Origin of the sequence: Mycobacterium shigaense (genome assembly GCF_002356315.1) — a bacterium.
Taxonomy (GTDB): Bacteria; Actinomycetota; Actinomycetes; order Mycobacteriales; family Mycobacteriaceae; genus Mycobacterium; species Mycobacterium shigaense.
In genome coordinates, this window is sequence record NZ_AP018164.1 from 2,711,197 (window position 1) to 2,729,783 (window position 18,587).

Genomic DNA, 18,587 nt, shown 5'->3' on the forward strand with positions numbered 1-18,587 from the left:
GGCCTGTGGTGGGGTTCACAACGGGCCAGACGACATTGTCGTGAATTGCTCACGTGCAAGTGGCCTACCAGCGCGTATCCGAACGTGAAATTCCCGCGACGCGGGCAGATCAACGGTGTTTCGGGCAGGTGACGTGAGACGGTATAAGCCTATGCAAAACCACGAGTATGTCACCTACGAGGACTTCGGCCGCAGATTCTTCGAGATCGCCGTGACCCCGGAACGGGTCGCCGCGGCATTCGCCGACATCGCCGGCAACGAGTTCGCCATGGAGCCGATCGCCCAGGGCCCGGGCGGAATTGCCAAGGTCAGCGCGAACGTCAAGATCCACGACCCGCGAGTGACGCGGCGGCTGGGTGACAGCATCACATTCGTCATCCACATTCCCCTGTCCATCGACTTGCTGCTCGACTTGCGTCTCGACAAACAGCGGTTCGTCGTGTCGGGGGACATCTCGTTGCGTGCCACCGCGCGGGCGGCCGAGCCGCTGCTGCTGATCGTCGACGTCGCCAAGCCACGCCCGTCGGATATCACCGTCAACGTGTCATCGAAGTCTTTCCGCGGCGAGGTGCTCCGGATTCTGGCCGGGGTCGACGGTGAGATCAGGCGATTCGTCGCCCAGTACGTCGCCGACGAAATCGACGCGCCCCATGCGCAAGCGGCGCAGGTCATCGATGTCGCCGAGCGGCTGAACGAGGCCTGGCCATAGCGGCCGGCGGGGTCCCGGCGCGTTTATCGGTACCCGGTGGCCGGGTATGTACTCCCGGCATGGGGCTGCGGCGCCGCGCCGCATGCGTTCCCGGCCGCACTGCCGGCGAGATCGTCACCGTCTCACGAGGAGAGCCCGGCCTTGGCACAAGTGAATGTTGCGACGTCATCGAAAATGCCTCCCGAGGCCGCCTGGAAGTTGGCCTCCGACCTGAGCCGCTTCGACGAATGGATGACGATCTTCGGCGGATGGCGCGGCCCCGTTCCGTCCACCATCGAGGAAGGTTCCGAGGTCTGCTCGTGCGTGCGGGTCAAGGGTTTCCGCAACCTCGTGCACTGGACCGTGACGCGCTACGACGAGCCGAAATCCATTGAGCTGCAAGGCCGCGGCCGCGGCGGCATCCGGATCACCGTGTCGATGAAAGTCGCCGACGAGCAACCCGGGTCGACGTTTCATCTGACCGCCGATCTCAAGGGCGGCGTGCTCAGCGGTCCCGTCGGGACGGTGGTCGCCAGGGTGCTGCGCTCCGATGTGCGCAACTCGGTCAACAACCTCGCTGCGCTGCAATAACGTCCCCGAGTCAGCGCGCCGGGTGGCTGGCGAACCATTCCCGTTCGGCCTGGCGAATCCGCCTGCGGTCCATGCCGATCCAGTCCAGGCCCGCGCCGAATGCCAACAGGGCGACGATGGCGGAATACCGATGCCGACTTCTCCGAATGCGAAATTGGCTACGCAGACCACCAACGTCAGGGCACCCGTGCGGCCGACGGCAAGCCGCGGCGTCCAGCGTGATTCCAGCGTTCGGTCGGCATCGGTTCGGGTAGTCCGGTCACGATCGACATCGTCGCGCGACTCGTGCCGCATGAGCTTGCCCTCCGCCATCGCTCTCGACCCGGCCAACCGGCCCGCATTCCCCATTTTCATCAGCTACCCGAAACACCGTTCTAGGAAAGGACTTCGGCGCAAGCGATCAGAACCGGTCGTGAGGCCGCAATCGGCGGACCGGGCGGGTCTCGATGGCATTGATGGTCAGCGCCCGCCGACTGATTCGCCAGCCGGCCGCGGTCAGCTCGTACGCGTCGTCGTAGCACAGATGCCACGCCACGTCGACCACCTCGTCCGCGCGCTGGGTCCAGTGATGAGCGATGCACGCGATGCGTCCCCGCGCGGTGCCGGCCACGGCGCCGTCGTCGTACACCTCGCCGACAATCGCGTGTTCGGTGCGCGGTACGGCCGCGACCGCGGCGACGGCCTCGGCGATGGCCGGTCCGCCCCGGTGGACCTGGATCGGCTCCAGCGCGGCCGGGGGATCGGGCAGCTCTAAGGTGGCATCGCCGGTGAAAAGCGCAACCACGCAATCGAATTGGCGATCGTCGACGCCGGCGGCGTACCGGTGCACCAGATCGCGCAGCGCGGCCCGGTCATTCGCCGTCAGCGTCATCGACTTCAGCTTTTGCTCGGCGGCGCCAGCGCGGCACGTACCGCCTCGGCGAGGGTCGCGGCACGACGATCGGTGAACACGTCCTCCAGCATGACCGGCCGGCCGTCGGGCCCCGTCAGCGGAACCCGCCAGTTGGGATATTCGTCGGTGGTGCCGGGCTGATTCTGGGTGCGACGATCGCCGACCGCGTCGACCAACGCCACCCCCAGCAGCCGCGACGGCGTCCGACCCAGGTATCGGTACAGGGCGAGGACAACCTGTTCGGGATCGTCCGTACCGTCGGACAGCAGTCCGACCCGCCGCAGCTCGGCCATCCAGGCCGCCAGCTCGGCCCGGTCGGACCGAAGTTCCTCGGCGACCGGGCGGGTCAGCAATCCCAGCTCCTCGCGCAGCCGCACGTGATCGCCGGCAATGTAGCCGGCCGTGGGCGGCAGATCGTGCGTGGTGACCGACGACAGGCAGTACTCGCGCCAGCGCTCCGCACGGAGCGGAGCTCCGCCGGCACTCGGGTCGTCGCGGTCCAGCTCGAACCACAGGATCGAGGTGCCCAACAGGCCACGTAATAAGAGGTAGTCGCGCACCCACGGCTCGACGGTGCCCAAGTCCTCGCCCACCACCAGCGCGCCCGCGCGGTGGGCCTCCAGCGCGACGATCCCGATCAACGCCTCGTGGTCGTAACGCACATAGGTGCCCTGGGTCGGCGGCGCACCCTCGGGAATCCACCACAGCCGGAACAACCCGATGATGTGGTCGATGCGCACACCGCCGGCATGGCGCAGCACCGCCCGGATCAGCGCCCGGAACGGGCGGTACTCCTCTTCCTCCAGCCGATCGGGACGCCACGGCGGCTGTGACCAGTCCTGGCCGAGCTGATTGAACTCGTCCGGTGGCGCGCCCGCGGTCACACCCAATGCCAGCACATCCTGCAGGGCCCACGCGTCGGCCCCGGTGGGATGCACCCCGACGGCCAGGTCGTGCATGATGCCCAACGACATGCCAGCCCGTATGGCCTGCGACTGCGCCGCGGCGAGTTGTTCGTCGAGCTGCCACTGCATCCACCGATGGAAGTCCACTGTTTTCGGGTGTTTCTTGACGAACTTCGCGACGCCGGGGGCCCCCGGATGTTGCAGGGACTTCGGCCAGCGGCGCCAGTCGCCGCCGTACTCCTCGGCCAGCGCGCACCACGTCGCGAAGTCCTCGAGGGCGGAGCCCTCCCGGTCCAGGAAAGCGGTGTAAGCCAGTTCCCGCCCCGCCGATCGGGGCACCTGGTGCAGCAGCTCGAGCGCCTCCCGCTTCGCGGCCCATGCGCTGTCGCGGTCGATAGCGTGGAGCTTGCCGGCCCGATGCTGCACCTCCGACCGCAACCGTCGCAACCGGCCCCGTTTGACCAGGCCGGCGAATTCGGGGATCGCCTCGACACGGAGATAAATCGGGTTGAAGAAACGCCGCGATGTCGGCAGGTACGGCGACGGCTCCAGGCGACCGGTCGGCCCGGAAGACCCAGCCGCGTGCAGAGGATTGACCGCCAGGTAATCGGCACCGTGCCGGGATGCCGACCACACCGCCAGGTCAGTCAGATCGGTCAAATCGCCGATGCCCCAGGATTCGCGGGAGCGCACGCTGTAGAGCTGGGCGGCCAGGCCCCACGCCCGCCGCGCGCCGAGCTGTTCGGGCAGCCCCAGCCAGTCCGGGGTGATGATCAGCGCGGTACTGATCTCCGACCCGCCGGACCGCAGATGCACGCGGTGGTAGCCCAATGGCAGATCGCCCGGGACGACAAAGGTGGCCTCACCGATCCAGCGGCCGTTCAGGTCGAATGGCGGGGTGAAGTTGTCGACCTGATGCACACCGCCGCGCACCGTTCCATCTTCCAGTTGCAACCACACCTCGGCAGGGTCGCCGTGCGTCACATGAACCCAGAACCGGATCTGCTCGCCGGTGCGCCCGACGATGGTCGCCGGCAGCCGGCGCGCCCAGTACGACCGCAGTCGCGCGGTGAGCGCGACGTTGCGCTCCTGCTCGGTGCCGGCCGCGACGCCCAGCGCGGCGAGCACGGCGACCAGCGTGGACGCGGCGACCGGCACCTGCCGCCCGGTCCAGTCCTCATACCGGGTGGCGATGCCGAACCGGTTGGCAAGTTCGACCAGCGACGGGGCGAGCTCAGTCATGCCGCCCATCTTGCTGCCAGCGCCCCGCCGGCGCCGAGCGGGCCGGGACACGCAGGGGAGCATCCCGCAAGCGGCAAGCGTTCGGCAGGACGAGCACGCGTCGCGCCGCTACCATTCTCATAGGAATGCGAGGATTCTGGCCGGGGGATGTGGTGGGGCGTACGAAAAGTGACTGTTCAGTGATGGCCGCCACTGGATATGCCGGGTGCTACACCGATGACTCCAGCATGACCGGATTCAAAGCACCGCGTGGCGAGGTCATTGCGGGTGCCTTACGGTTAGCGATGTGATCTGCGCACTGGGCTGTATCCAGGCGTTTTAACGGACCGGACGGTGGATTAAGTGGCGGAAGAAAGTCGCGGGCAGCGCGGTACGGGTTACGGCCTCGGGCTGTCTACGCGCACCCAGGTGACGGGCTATCAATTCCTTGCCCGGCGAACGTCGATGGCGTTGACCCGCTGGCGGGTCCGCATGGAGGTCGAGCCCGGCCGGCGTCAAACGCTGGCCATCGTGGCGTCGGTTTCCGCCGCCGTGGTCATCTGCCTGGGCGCGCTGCTGTACTCGTTCATCAGCCCGTCGGGCCAGATCAACGAGTCGCCGATCATCGCCGACCGCGACTCCGGCGCGCTGTACGTACGGGTCGGCGACAAGCTGTACCCCGCCCTGAACCTGGCGTCCGCGCGGCTGATCACCGGCCGGCCGGACAACCCGCACCTGGTCCGGTCCGCCCAGATCGCCAGCCTGCCCCGTGGGCCGATGGTGGGGATTCCGGGCGCACCCTCGAATTTCAAGCCCGCGACCCCGGCCTCGTCGTCGTGGCTGGTGTGCGACTCCGTCGCCTCGACCGGGACCGGGTCACCGTCCGGCGTGACGGTGACGGTGATCGACGGCACCCCGGACCTCGGCAGCCGCCGTCGGGTGCTGAACGGGTCGGACGCGGTGGTGCTGAGCTACTCCGGTGACACCTGGGTGATCCGGCAGGGGCGCCGGTCGCGCATCGACGCCGCGAACCGGTCGGTGCTGCTCCCACTGGGATTGACCCCTGAACAAGTCAGCCTGGCAAAGCCGATGAGCCGCGCGCTGTTCGACGCGCTGCCGGTCGGGCCGGAGCTGACGGTGCCCGAGGCGCCCAACGCGGGTGCGCCGGCGACGTTCCCCGGTGCCCCGGGACCCATCGGCACGATCATCGTGACCCCGCAAATCAGTGGGCCGCAACAGTATTCGCTGGTGTTGGCGGACGGGGTGCAGACGCTGCCGCCGCTGGTCGCCCAGATCATGCAGAACGCCGGCGGCCCGAACAACTCCCGGCCGGTGACCGTGGAACCCTCCGCGCTGGCCAAAATGCCGGTGGTCAACAAGCTGGACCTGTCGTCGTACCCGGACAACCCGTTGAACGTGATGGACATGCGGGACAACCCGGCAACCTGCTGGTGGTGGGAGAAGACCTCCGGCGAGAACCGCGCCCGCGTCGAGATCGTGTCCGGCCCGACGATCCCCGTCGCTCAGAACAACATGGGCAAAGTGGTGTCGCTGGTCAAGGCCGACACGACCGGCCGGGAAGCCGACCAGGTCTACTTCGGGCCCAACTTCGCCAACTTCGTGGCCGTGACCGGAAACGATCCGGGCGCCAAAACGACCGAATCGCTATGGTGGCTCACGGATGCGGGTGCCCGCTTCGGCGTGGACGACACCCGCGACGTGCGTGAGGCGCTGGGCTTGAAGACCGACGCGAGCCTGGCGCCGTGGGTGGCGCTGCGCCTGCTCCCGCAAGGCCCGACGCTGTCGCGCGCGGACGCGCTGGTGGAGCACGACACCCTACCGATGGACATGTCCCCTGCAGAGTTGGTGGTACCCAAGTGAAACGTGGATTCGCCCGGCCGACAGCGGAGAAGCCGCCGGTCATCAAGCCCGAAAACATCGTCCTACCAACGCCGCTGAGCATTCCACCACCGGAGGGCAAGCCGTGGTGGATGGTCGTGGTCGGGGTCCTGGTCGTCGGCCTGCTGATCGGCATGGTCGGCATGACGTTCGCCAGCGGTTCGCATGTATTCGGCGGTGCCGGCGCGATTTTCCCGATCTTCATGATCGGCGGCGTCGCGATGATGATGTTCGGGGGCCGGTTCGGTGGCCAACAGCAGATGAGCCGCCCGAAGCTCGACTCGATGCGCGCGCAGTTCATGTTGATGCTCGACATGCTGCGCGAGACCGCTCACGAGTCGGCCGACAGCATGGACGCCAACTACCGCTGGTACCACCCTGCGCCCGACACGCTGTCCGCCGCGGTGGGGTCGTCGCGGATGTGGGAGCGCAAACCCGACGGCAAAGACCTCAACTTCGGTGTCGTCCGGGTCGGCGTCGGCATGACGCGTCCCGAGGTGACCTGGGGTGAGCCGCAGAACATGCCGACCGACATCGAGCTGGAGCCCGTCACCGGTAAGGCCCTGCAGGAATTCGGTCGCTACCAGAGCGTCGTCTACAACCTGCCCAAGATGATCTCCTTGCTGGTCGAGCCCTGGTACGCGCTGATCGGCGAGCGTGACCAGGTGCTGGGCCTGATGCGGGCGATCATCACTCAACTGGCCTTCTCCCACGGCCCCGACCACGTGCAGATGGTCGTCGTCAGTTCGAATCTGGACGAGTGGGAATGGGTGAAGTGGATTCCGCACTTCGGCGATCCCCGGCGCCACGACGCCGCGGGCAACGCCCGGATGGTGTACAGCTCGGTGCGCGAATTCGCCGCCGAGCAGTCCGAATTGTTCGCGGGCCGTGGATCGTTCACGCCCCGGCATGCCAGTTCGTCGGCCCAGACGCCGACGCCGCACCACGTGATCATCGCCGACGTGGTCGACCCCCAATGGGAATACGTCATCAGCTCCGAGGGCGTCGACGGTGTGACGTTCTTCGACCTGACCGGTTCCCGGATGTGGACTTCCGTCCCGGAGCGGACACTGCGCTTCGACGACAAGGGCGTGATCGAGACCCTGCCTCGCGACCGCGACACCTGGATGGTGATCGACGACAAGCCGTGGTTCTTCGCGCTCACCGACCAGGTGAGCCGTCCCGAGGCCGAGGAATTCGGGCAGAAGTTGGCCCGCTGGCGGCTCGCCGAGGCCTACGAGGAGATCGGCCAGCGAGTCACCCACATCGGTGCCCGGGACATCCTCTCCTACTACGGCATCGACGACCCCTCCCGCATCGACTTCGACTCGCTGTGGGGTAATCGCACCGACTCGATGGGCCGGTCGCGGCTGCGGGTACCGTTCGGCAACCGGTCCGACAACGGCGAGCTGCTGTTCTTGGACATGAAGTCGCTCGACGAGGGCGGCGACGGGCCGCACGGCGTCATGTCGGGAACCACCGGTTCGGGTAAGTCGACGCTGGTGCGCACCGTGATCGAGTCGCTGATGCTCGGCCACCCGCCCGAGGAGCTGCAGTTCGTCCTGGCCGACCTTAAGGGTGGGTCGGCGGTCAAGCCGTTCGCCGGGGTGCCGCACGTGTCGCGGATCATCACCGACCTCGAAGAGGACCAGGCGCTCATGGAGCGTTTCCTGGACGCGCTGTGGGGCGAAATCGCCCGCCGCAAGGCGGTGTGCGACAACGCCGGCGTCGACGACGCCAAGGAATACAACTCGGTGCGGGCCAGGATGCGGGCGCGCGGACAGGACATGCCGCCACTGCCGATGCTCGTTGTCGTCATCGACGAGTTCTACGAGTGGTTCCGCATCATGCCGACGGCCGTCGACGTCCTCGACTCGATCGGCCGCCAGGGCCGTGCGTACTGGATCCACCTGATGATGGCCTCGCAGACCATCGAGAGCCGCGCCGAGAAGCTCATGGAGAACATGGGTTATCGCCTGGTGCTGAAGGCGCGTACCGCGGGAGCGGCGCAGGCCGCCGGTGTTCCCAACGCCGTGAACCTGCCCGCCCAGGCCGGTCTGGGTTACTTCCGAAAGAGCCTCGAGGACATCATCCGCTTCCAGGCCGAGTTCCTGTGGCGGGACTACTACCGCGGCATCACCATCGACGGCGAAGAGGCACCGGTGCTGGTGCACAGCATCGATTACATTCGCCCGCAACTGTTTACGAACTCGTTCACCCCGCTCGAGGTGAGCGTCGGGGGGCCCGAGGTCGAGCCGGAGGCGCTGCTCGGCAACGGCGAGTTGCTCGAGGCCGAGGAGTCCGAGACCGAGGACGACGACGAGGGTGTCCGGACGCCCAAGGTCGGCACGGTGATCATCGATCAGCTGCGCAGGATCGATTTCGAGCCCTACCGGCTGTGGCAGCCGCCGCTGACCCAGCCCGTCGCTATCGACGAGCTAGTCGACCGGTTCCTGGGCCACCCGTGGCAGGAGGACTACGGCCACGCCAGGGACCTGGTGTTCCCGATCGGGATCATCGATCGCCCGTTCAAGCACGACCAACCGCCGTGGACGGTGGACACCACCGGACCCGGCGCCAACGTGCTGATCCTGGGCGCCGGTGGTTCGGGCAAGACGACCGCTCTGCAGACGCTGATCTGTTCGGCGGCGTTGACCCACACGCCCGAGCAGGTGCAGTTCTACTGCATCGCCTACAGCGGCACGGCGCTGACCACGGTCGCCCGCCTGCCGCACGTGGGCGAGGTCGCCGGCCCGACGGACCCGTACGGGGTGCGCCGCACGGTGGCCGAATTGCTGGCCCTGGTCCGCGACCGTAAGCGGAGCTTCCTCGAGTACGGCATCGCCTCGATGGAGGTCTTCCGGCGCCGCAAGTTCGGTGGTGAACCCGGCCCAGTGCCCAACGACGGGTTCGGCGACGTCTACCTGGTGATCGACAACTACCGCGCGCTGGCCGAGGAAAACGAGGTGTTGATCGAGCAGGTGAACCTGATCATCAACCAGGGTCCCTCGTTCGGTGTGCACGTGATCGTCACCGCGGACCGCGAATCGGAGCTTCGTCCGCCGGTGCGCAGCGGTTTCGGTTCCCGGATCGAGTTGCGCCTGGCGGCGGTCGAAGACGCGAAGCTGGTTCGCTCGCGGTTCGCCAAGGAGGTTCCGGTCAAGCCCGGTCGCGGCATGGTCGCGGTCAACTACGTCCGACTCGACAGCGACCCGCAGGCGGGCTTGCACACACTGGTGGCTCGCCCGGCCTTGGCCAGCACGGCCGACAACATCTTCGAGTCCGACAGCGTCGTCGCGGCGGTCAGCCGGCTCACCAGCGGTCAGGCGCCCCCGGTGCGCCGTCTGCCGGCGAAGTTCGGCGTAGAGCAGGTCCGCGAACTGGCGGCCCGCGACACCCGCCAAGGCGTGGGCGTCGGCGGAATCGCTTGGGCCATATCGGAATTGGACCTCGCACCGGTCTATTTGAATTTCGCCGAGAACGCGCACCTGATGGTGACCGGTCGACGCGAATGTGGCAAGACCACGACCTTGGCCACCATCATGGCCGAGATCGGCCGGCTGTATGCGCCCGGTTCGAGCACCGCGCCGACACCGCCCGCAGGCAAGCCCTCCGCTCAGGTCTGGCTGGTCGACCCGCGGCGGCAGCTGCTGACGGCGCTGGGGTCGGACTACGTCGAGAAGTTCGCCTACAACCTCGACGGCGTCCAGGCGATCATGGGCCAGTTGGCCGCACTGCTCGCCAGCCGCGAACCACCACCCGGCCTGTCCGCGGAGGAGCTGTTGTCGCGGTCATGGTGGAGCGGCCCGGAGATCTTCCTGGTCGTCGACGACATCCAGCAGCTACCCGCGGGATTCGATTCCCCGTTGCACCAGGCCGCGCCCTGGGTGACCCGGGCGGCCGATGTCGGCCTGCACGTCATCGTCACCCGTTCGTTCGGTGGCTGGTCGTCGGCGGGCAGCGATCCGATCCTGCGGGCCCTGCACCAGGCGAATGCGCCTCTGCTGGTGATGGACGCCGATCCGGACGAGGGCTTCATCCGCGGCAAGATGAAGGGCGGCCCGCTGCCTCGAGGTCGAGGCCTGCTCATGGCCGAGGACACGGGCGTGTTCGTCCAGGTGGCCGCGACCGAGTTGCGCAAGTAGGACCGATAACGCCGGGCCGGGGTTGACGCGGAGTGCCCGCGATCAGCCCCAGCTCAGTGGTAGTTCCTTGAGCGCGAAGGTCTTCGACGGGAACCGAATCTCCGGGGCGTAATCCTCCGGCACCTCGAAGTCGGGTATCTGCTTGAGCCATTCGGCGACGATGACGGTCAGTTCGATCCGCGCCAGGTGGGAGCCGAGGCATCGATGGGGGCCGCCGCCGAATCCCCAGTGCCGGTGCACCTTTCCGTCCATCACCAGGTCATCGGTGGACACCGAGTCGGTGCCGTCACGGTTGATCAGGGCCGTGCACAAACGCACGTGCGTGCCGGGCGGCAGCGTCATGCCGCCGATCTCGACGAACTCGGTGGTCACTCGCGGCGCAACCGGTGCCGACGGTTCCAGCCGGACGATCTCCTCGATGAAAACCCGGGTCTGCCTGGGGTTGTCGCGAAGCGCCGCGCGCAGCTCGGGTCTGCGCGCCAGTTCGTACAGCGCGAACCCAATCGCCGCGGTGACCGTGTCCAAGCCGGCCAGAATCAGCAGATGGCTCATGCCCAGCAGCTCGAGATCGGTGAAGCCGCCGTCGCCGGTCATCACTTTCGACAGCATGTCGGAGCCCGGCATTTGCCGGCGCTTCCGGATGACCTCGGTGAGGTAGTCCAGCAGCAGATGACCCTTTTCGAGGTCTTCCTGGCTCAGCACTGGCTTGTCCGCGATCAGGGCGTCCTTCCAGCCGATCAGGAGGTCTCGATCCTCTAGCGGCAGCCCGTAAAGGTCCAGGAACACCTGAAAAGGGTAGAGATTCGCGAAGTCGGCCATCGCCTCGCAGTGGCCACGCCCGGCCAGGGCGGCGATCATCTCGGCGGCGTGGCGCTCGATCACCGGCCGCGACTTACTCAGCGCGTGCGGGCTGAAGTACGGCTGCAGGATCTTGCGGTAACGGGTGTGTTCTGGCGGATCGAACGCCAGCGGTACCACCGGCAGCGGATAGCCGGGCGGCTGAAGCGCCAACCGCGACGAGAAGACCTTCGGATTGCGCAGGGCCGCAAGCACATCCTCGCGGCGAGTTATGTAATAGAAGCCGTTCATGAATACCACCGGCCCGGCGTCGCGCAGCATCTTCCACCCCACGCCACGGTCGGCGGTCATCGGTAGCGAGTAGTAATCGAGCCGCGGTAGGTGGAACGTGCCTGGCTGGCCTTCGCCTTGGCCAAGAGTGCTCATGCCCGCTGTCTCCGCTTGTCTATCAGTCTGTTTCGCTTCGGAGTCCCAGCCCGGCCCAGCCCGCCGTGCGTGAAACGTCGTCGCCACCGGGTTGTGGTGGCACACCAATATCCCACGGCCTGTGCCGAGGCTGCCATTCGGATGGCGGGGGACACGACCTCGCGCTGCCGATCGTGAGCGCCCGGCGGTCTTCTAGAATTCGGCTAGTTACCGGTCATCGAGTCCGATCTGACGGGCTTTGCCGGGCCGCCGGAGGAGGAGACCTGGTGAGGGTTCGTCTCGAAAAGTCCAAGTGTGTGGGCCACGCCCAGTGCTATGCCGTCGACCCAGATCTGTTCCCCATCGACGAGTCGGGCTATTCGGTTCTCGAGGATCGCAAGGTGGAGCCCGGCGACGAGGAAGTGACTCGCGACGCCGTGGCCTCCTGCCCGGAGATGGCGCTCATCATCGAAGAAGACTGACTTGAGGTCGCTGCACCCAACTGAAAAGCGAACTGCGGGTGAACGATTGGTCGCTGTAGATGAACGGGAGCTGACCGGGAGTGAACAGTAACTGGCCTGGCATGAATAGTTGGCTTCGGCTGTCGGCCCGATCGTTATGAACCACTAATCTCATTCGCGAGCGGCAGTTCAGCCCCAATGCGAGCTGTCGCTCGGTTGCTGACACTGGGGGGTGACGAGGCGGAGTGAGCGTGATGTTGCCTACCGGACAACATGAATCACTGGTGGCTGCACCAGCTAGCCAGCTAGCAAAGTTTGCTAGCCACCAGCCCGGCGCCACCGCCTGCGAGTCAGCGGGACACAGCTAGCGATCGGTTAACAAGCCTTGACTACGGCGTCGTAGCAAGATCACAAAGCTCTTAGATGACGGCCGATGATCCCACTGCGGGCACGGCCGACGGAGGAGGGACGCGGTGTTGAACTTCGCGGCGCTACCGCCCGAAATCAATTCCGGTCTTATGTATGCCGGTCCTGGCTCGGGGCCCCTGATGGCCGCGGCCGCCGCGTGGGACGAGGTTGCGGCCGAGTTGGGTTTGGCCGCCAGCGGCTACAATTCCACGATCACGGAGCTGACCGGCGCGCCGTGGCTGGGGCCCTCGTCGCGGGCGATGCTCGCCGCGATCACGCCCCATATGACCTGGCTCAGCGCCATCTCCGACCAGGCGGAGCAGACCGCCATTATGGCCCGCGCCGCCGCGGCCGCGTACGAGACCGCCTTCGCGACGACGGTGCCGCCACCGGTGATCGCCGCGAACCGGGTGCGGCTCCTGACCCTGATCGCGACGAACTTCTTCGGGCAGAACACCCCGGCGATCGCGGCCACGGAGGCCGAATACGCCGAGATGTGGGCCCAAGATGCGGCGACGATGTATACCTACGCCGCCTCTGCGTCGGTAGCCACCGCGGTGCCGCCGTGGCTACCGACGCAGAATGCCACCAACGAAAACGGGCTGGAGAACCAGGCCAACGCGGTTTCCAACGCTGCACAGACCCCGGCGGGTGAGGTAGCGAAGACCGTGACACAGTCGACCGTGCAAGCGAGCGCCCAGAACACCACGGTGCCTCAACTGTTGTCGAGCGCGGGAACCCCCACCTCAAATGCGACCGCGAACGTGACGGCAAATGCGACCGCGACAACCGACTTGTCGAGCTGGCTGACCATCCCCACCCCGACCAACCCGATGGGGCTAAGCCCGACAACGTTCAGCACGCTGCGGCAGCTCCTGCAGGCATACTTCGGCTTCGGTCTAGCGGCCTACGTTTACTCGATTCAGCAGCAGTTGACGTTCGGTTTGGGTACCACCGCCGGTGGTAGTGGTGCCTGGTTCCCGACGCCGCAGTTCGCTGGTCTGTTCCTTGGCGCCGCCCATGGTGGCGGGGCGGTGGCGTCGTCGGCGCATCTGGCGTCGGCCACCAAGATCGGCGCATTGTCGGTGCCCTCGACCTGGGCCAGCACGCCCGTCGATGCGCTGGTGGACGAGCCGCTGACCAAGGCCATCACCGTGAATTACGCCGCGGCCGCCGAAACAGCGCCGTCGAACGGCATTCTGCAGGGCATGCCGATGACCGGCGGGGCACGCCGCGGCGCGGCCGGCTTCACCCACAAGTACGGCTTCAAGCAAAGCGTCCTGACCCGCCCACCGTCGGCCGGATGAGAGCCAACGTGTCTATCAAATGAACAGCAACCGTCCAGAAACGAGCGCCACCACTAACGGACCCCGAAGGCCCTGTGCCCGAGGGTTATTGAGGAGGAGATTAGATGTCGTACTCGCTGACGGAAGCGGCCGCCATGGCCGCGACGGGCTAAGGGGTCATTGTGACTGATTTTTCCGGGTTGCCGCCCGAGGTTACTTCGGCGCTCATTTATTCCGGTCCGGGGTCGACGTCGTTGACGACGGCGGCCTCGGCTTGGAACGCGGTGTCTGCCGAGCTGCAGTCCTATGCGCAGGGCGTGCAAAACGTCATCAACGAGTTGGTCGACCAAGGCTGGTTTGGCTCGTCGTCGACGCAGATGGCCTCTGCGTTTACTCCGTATGTGGAGTGGGTTCAAAACACCGCCGCTCAGGTCGAGCAGTTCGGCACCCAGGCCAGCGAGGCTGCGGGCGCCTATGAGCAGGTCTTTGCGTCGGTGGTGCCGCCGCCGTTGATCGCCACCAACCGGGTGCAGCTGGCCAACGCGGTGGCCACCAATGTGTTGGGGCAGAACAACAACGTGATCTCCCAGCTCGAGTCGCAGTACAACGACTACTGGGCGCAGAACACCAGCGCGCTCAACAACTACCAAACCCAGTCGAACAACGCGACCAGCCAACTCAAGGCAGTCAGCAACGCACCGGAGGTCGCTAACGACACCGGCCAGCAAAGCCAGGCTGTCAGCAACGCCTCGACGCTGGGTTCTGGCACGTCGCAGCAGACAGTGAGCGCGGTCAGCAACGCAACCACGAATGCCACCACCAACGCCACCACCCAAGCGGCGACGACGCCGACCAACCTCCTGCAAGAATTGTGGTTCCTGCTGACCGGGCAGACGATCTTGCCGTCGAGCTTGGCGACGTTCGTCAACGGCCTGAGCCCCTTTGCCGGTTTCGCCTACAACACCGAGGGTCTGCCGTACTTCTCGGTCGGTATGGGTAACTCCGGTGTGCAGATCGCCAAAAGCACCGGGGCCATCGTTGGTCCGGCAGCCAGTGCCGCCGCCGCCGCCCCGAAAGGCCTGTCGGGTCTGGGCGGCATGCTCGGCAGCGGCGCCGGCGCGCCCTCAGTGGCCGCGGGGCTGGGCAATGCCGCCTCGATCGGCAAGCTGGCGGTGCCCGCCGCCTGGAACGGCGCGCTGCCCGGGGCCGTCGCACACGCCACCCCGATCGCGGTCAACACCATCAGCGCCGCCCCCGAAGCCGCCGGAGGAGCCGGCAACCTGCTCGGCGGGATGCCGCTGGCCGGCATGGGCACCGGCGGCGCCGCCGGCGCCGGTCCCCGCTACGGCTTCCGCCCCACCGTCATGGCCCGCCCACCCTTCGCCGGATAACCACCTACGCGACAGCCCGGTTCGTACCGATGGTGGCGACCACCGCCATCCCCGGGCCGGGCTGATTGCATTCCCGTGAAAAGCGTTGACGCACTGATGCTTTCACCGTAAGCGGGTTCTTCGTCGGCACGCCGTCACGGATTCCGCGCACCCGTCTCGTCGGGGATTGCCGACCGTCGTCGGATAGCAAAACGGCGCGGCGGCCCGCGACGTATCGGTGACTTTATCCGCGATCGGATTTTTATCAGAAGGCGACGCGTCGATGCTTCACCGAAGCATTCGACGACGGCCGCGATCGGCGGTCGACGGCGGGCGGGCAACGCGCGCGTTACCGCAGGTGGCGGCGGTGCGTGGCGACGCGGTGGGGTCTTGGCGACTCCGTTGCGCCGGTGCGGAATGGGCTCGCGCGGCACCGTGGGCGGGCGCCGGTCGGCGCCGTCGCGTCGAGGCGGCGCAATAAAGTGTCCCCTTAGCCTCGCAAGCGAGCAATTGCGCAAGACGTCGCCGGGCAAAGACAACTTGCGAGGGGTCGCATGCCGTTCGACTGGGGGGTCACCTGAACGATGGATTACGCAGCGCTGCCGCCAGAGGTCAACTCGGGGCGGATTTATGCCGGTCCGGGTTCCGGGCCGATCATGGCTGCGGCCGAAGCCTGGGACGGCGTGGCATCGGAATTGAACACGGCTGCCGCCGGCTATGGCTCGGTGATCACGGAGCTGACCGGCGCGCCGTGGCTGGGGCCCTCGTCGCGGGCGATGCTCGCCGCGATCACGCCCCATATGACCTGGCTCAGCGCCATCTCCGACCAGGCGGAGCAGACCGCCATTATGGCCCGCGCCGCCGCGGCCGCGTACGAGACCGCCTTCGCGACGACGGTGCCGCCACCGGTGATCGCCGCGAACCGGGTGCGGCTCCTGACCCTGATCGCGACGAACTTCTTCGGGCAGAACACCCCGGCGATCGCGGCCACGGAGGCCGAATACGCCGAGATGTGGGCCCAAGATGCGGCGACGATGTATACCTACGCCGCCTCTGCGTCGGTAGCCACCGCGGTGCCGCCGTGGCTACCGACGCAGAATGCCACCAACGAAAACGGGCTGGAGAACCAGGCCAACGCGGTTTCCAACGCTGCACAGACCCCGGCAGGTGAGGTAGCGAAGACCGTGACACAGTCGACCGTGCAAGCGAGCGCCCAGAACACCACGGTGCCTCAACTGTTGTCGAGCGCGGGAACCCCCACCTCAAATGCGACCGCGACAACCGACTTGTCGAGCTGGCTGACCATCCCCACCCCGACCAACCCGATGGGGCTAAGCCCGACAACGTTCGTCACGCTGCGGCAGCTCCTGCAGGCATACTTCGGCTTCGGTCTAGCGGCCTACGTTTACTCGATTCAGCAGCAGTTGACGTTCGGTTTGGGTACCACCGCCGGTGGTAGTGGTGCCTGGTTCCCGACGCCGCAGTTCGCTGGTCTGTTCCTTGGCGCCGCCCATGGTGGCGGGGCGGTGGCGTCGTCGGCGCATCTGGCGTCGGCCACCAAGATCGGCGCATTGTCGGTGCCCTCGACCTGGGCCAGCACGCCCGTCGATGCGCTGGTGGACGAGCCGCTGACCAAGGCCATCACCGTGAATTACGCCGCGGCCGCCGAAACAGCGCCGTCGAACGGCATTCTGCAGGGCATGCCGATGACCGGCGGGGCACGCCGCGGCGCGGCCGGCTTCACCCACAAGTACGGCTTCAAGCAAAGCGTCCTGACCCGCCCACCGTCGGCCGGATGAGAGCCAACGTGTCTATCAAATGAACAGCAACCGTCCAGAAACGAGCGCCACCACTAACGGACCCCGAAGGCCCTGTGCCCGAGGGTTATTGAGGAGGAGATTAGATGTCGTACTCGCTGACGGAAGCGGCCGCCATGGCCGCGACGGGCTAAGGGGTCATTGTGACTGATTTTTCCGGGTTGCCGCCCGAGGTTACTTCGGCGCTCATTTATTCCGGTCCGGGGTCGACGTCGTTGACGACGGCGGCCTCGGCTTGGAACGCGGTGTCTGCCGAGCTGCAGTCCTATGCGCAGGGCGTGCAAAACGTCATCAACGAGTTGGTCGACCAAGGCTGGTTTGGCTCGTCGTCGACGCAGATGGCCTCTGCGTTTACTCCGTATGTGGAGTGGGTTCAAAACACCGCCGCTCAGGTCGAGCAGTTCGGCACCCAGGCCAGCGAGGCTGCGGGCGCCTATGAGCAGGTCTTTGCGTCGGTGGTGCCGCCGCCGTTGATCGCCACCAACCGGGTGCAGCTGGCCAACGCGGTGGCCACCAATGTGTTGGGGCAGAACAACAACGTGATCTCCCAGCTCGAGTCGCAGTACAACGACTACTGGGCGCAGAACACCAGCGCGCTCAACAACTACCAAACCCAGTCGAACAACGCGACCAGCCAACTCAAGGCAGTCAGCAACGCACCGGAGGTCGCTAACGACACCGGCCAGCAAAGCCAGGCTGTCAGCAACGCCTCGACGCTGGGTTCTGGCACGTCGCAGCAGACAGTGAGCGCGGTCAGCAACGCAACCACGAATGCCACCACCAACGCCACCACCCAAGCGGCGACGACGCCGACCAACCTCCTGCAAGAATTGTGGTTCCTGCTGACCGGGCAGACGATCTTGCCGTCGAGCTTGGCGACGTTCGTCAACGGCCTGAGCCCCTTTGCCGGTTTCGCCTACAACACCGAGGGTCTGCCGTACTTCTCGGTCGGTATGGGTAACTCCGGTGTGCAGATCGCCAAAAGCACCGGGGCCATCGTTGGTCCGGCAGCCAGTGCCGCCGCCGCCGCCCCGAAAGGCCTGTCGGGTCTGGGCGGCATGCTCGGCAGCGGCGCCGGCGCGCCCTCAGTGGCCGCGGGGCTGGGCAATGCCGCCTCGATCGGCAAGCTGGCGGTGCCCGCCGCCTGGAACGGCGCGCTGCCCGGGGCCGTCGCACACGCCACCCCGATCGCGGTCAACACCATCAGCGCCGCCCCCGAAGCCGCCGGAGGAGCCGGCAACCTGCTCGGCGGGATGCCGCTGGCCGGCATGGGCACCGGCGGCGCCGCCGGCGCCGGTCCCCGCTACGGCTTCCGCCCCACCGTCATGGCCCGCCCACCCTTCGCCGGATAACGAGCCGAGAACGGGGATGCACAACGGTTGCTGGTCACCGACCGACCCGACCCCGGACGACTCCGCAAACACCGGTCCCAAGATGCACGAATTCGGCGCCCGGAGTCGCTTTCGGAACCTGCCGACCGCGGTGGGGGCCTTTGCTCAGCACCCCGGGCGGTTTTCCGCTTGCCAGATTTTCACCGATGGCAAAGTCGCCATCGGGGAACGTTGCCTGCCAGAATGCTTGCCACACTCCGTCAGCGGTGCTGCTGCCGGGAGGGTAATTTGGCTGGTGAGGGCCCCAAAATGGCCCAAACGCTGTTACTGTGTCGTTACTAAAGATGAATTCGCCGTACCGTTTCGTGAA

At 66.7% G+C, this 18,587-nt stretch carries 12 protein-coding genes; 9 read left to right on the forward strand and 3 right to left on the reverse strand.

The features are described from left to right. Positions 1-151 precede the first annotated feature (151 nt). Positions 152-709, forward strand: coding sequence for a hypothetical protein (locus tag MSG_RS12605; RefSeq protein ID WP_096440042.1), 558 nt, complete (start codon positions 152-154; stop codon positions 707-709). Positions 710-850: 141 nt separating this feature from the next. Beyond that, positions 851-1,279 (forward strand): type II toxin-antitoxin system Rv0910 family toxin, encoded by a 429-nt coding sequence (locus tag MSG_RS12610; protein ID WP_096440044.1) that lies wholly within the window; start codon positions 851-853, stop codon positions 1,277-1,279. A 400-nt stretch (positions 1,280-1,679) separates the two neighbouring features. Here MSG_RS12610 and MSG_RS12620 read toward each other — a convergent pair whose 3' ends face one another. Both MSG_RS12620 and malQ read right to left on the reverse strand, forming a co-directional pair. Next, positions 1,680-2,150 (reverse strand): nuclear transport factor 2 family protein, encoded by a 471-nt coding sequence (locus MSG_RS12620; RefSeq protein ID WP_096440046.1) that lies wholly within the window; start codon positions 2,148-2,150, stop codon positions 1,680-1,682. Positions 2,151-2,155: 5 nt separating this feature from the next. Further along, positions 2,156-4,318, reverse strand: a complete 2,163-nt coding sequence (gene malQ, locus MSG_RS12625) for a 4-alpha-glucanotransferase (RefSeq protein ID WP_096444436.1) — start codon at positions 4,316-4,318, stop codon at positions 2,156-2,158. A gap of 342 nt (positions 4,319-4,660) precedes the next feature. Here malQ and eccB point away from each other — a divergent pair, with 342 nt between their 5' ends. Both eccB and eccCa read left to right on the forward strand, forming a co-directional pair. Next, entirely contained in the window at positions 4,661-6,178 is a 1,518-nt protein-coding gene (eccB, locus tag MSG_RS12630) for a type VII secretion protein EccB (RefSeq protein WP_096440048.1), read from the forward strand. Then, positions 6,175-10,341: a type VII secretion protein EccCa gene (eccCa, locus tag MSG_RS12635; protein WP_096440050.1), complete on the forward strand. Its 4,167-nt coding sequence runs from the start codon at positions 6,175-6,177 to the stop codon at positions 10,339-10,341. Before eccB ends, eccCa begins: the two co-directional genes overlap by 4 nt. A 42-nt stretch (positions 10,342-10,383) precedes the next feature. Here eccCa and MSG_RS12640 read toward each other — a convergent pair whose 3' ends face one another. Then, complete coding sequence (locus MSG_RS12640) at positions 10,384-11,565, reverse strand: cytochrome P450 (protein ID WP_096440052.1); 1,182 nt, start codon at positions 11,563-11,565, stop codon at positions 10,384-10,386. A gap of 266 nt (positions 11,566-11,831) precedes the next feature. Here MSG_RS12640 and MSG_RS12645 point away from each other — a divergent pair, with 266 nt between their 5' ends. The 5 genes from MSG_RS12645 to MSG_RS12665 all read left to right on the forward strand — a co-directional run bounded on the left by MSG_RS12645 (position 11,832) and on the right by MSG_RS12665 (position 18,238). Beyond that, the gene (locus MSG_RS12645; protein WP_096440054.1) at positions 11,832-12,026 is read left to right on the forward strand and encodes a ferredoxin; all 195 of its coding nucleotides are present in this window, start codon (positions 11,832-11,834) and stop codon (positions 12,024-12,026) included. A 452-nt stretch (positions 12,027-12,478) separates the two neighbouring features. After that, positions 12,479-13,720, forward strand: a complete 1,242-nt coding sequence (locus tag MSG_RS12650) for a PPE family protein (protein WP_096440056.1) — start codon at positions 12,479-12,481, stop codon at positions 13,718-13,720. 158 nt (positions 13,721-13,878) lie between these two features. Continuing rightward, positions 13,879-15,090 (forward strand): PPE family protein, encoded by a 1,212-nt coding sequence (locus MSG_RS12655; RefSeq protein WP_096440058.1) that lies wholly within the window; start codon positions 13,879-13,881, stop codon positions 15,088-15,090. A 563-nt stretch (positions 15,091-15,653) separates the two neighbouring features. Next, entirely contained in the window at positions 15,654-16,868 is a 1,215-nt protein-coding gene (locus tag MSG_RS12660) for a PPE family protein (RefSeq protein ID WP_096440060.1), read from the forward strand. 158 nt (positions 16,869-17,026) lie between these two features. Beyond that, complete coding sequence (locus MSG_RS12665) at positions 17,027-18,238, forward strand: PPE family protein (protein WP_096440058.1); 1,212 nt, start codon at positions 17,027-17,029, stop codon at positions 18,236-18,238. Positions 18,239-18,587: the final 349 nt, after the last annotated feature.

What these genes read in the sequence shown, in the direction of transcription:
- MSG_RS12660 (WP_096440060.1), top strand. Translation starts at nt 15,654, where the DNA reads ATGGATTACGCAGCGCTGCCGCCAGAGGTCAACTCGGGGCGGATTTAT.
- MSG_RS12605 (WP_096440042.1), top strand. Translation starts at nt 152, where the DNA reads ATGCAAAACCACGAGTATGTCACCTACGAGGACTTCGGCCGCAGATTC.
- MSG_RS12640 (WP_096440052.1), bottom strand. Translation starts at nt 11,565, where the DNA reads ATGAGCACTCTTGGCCAAGGCGAAGGCCAGCCAGGCACGTTCCACCTA.
- MSG_RS12620 (WP_096440046.1), bottom strand. Translation starts at nt 2,150, where the DNA reads ATGACGCTGACGGCGAATGACCGGGCCGCGCTGCGCGATCTGGTGCAC.
- malQ (WP_096444436.1), bottom strand. Translation starts at nt 4,318, where the DNA reads ATGACTGAGCTCGCCCCGTCGCTGGTCGAACTTGCCAACCGGTTCGGC.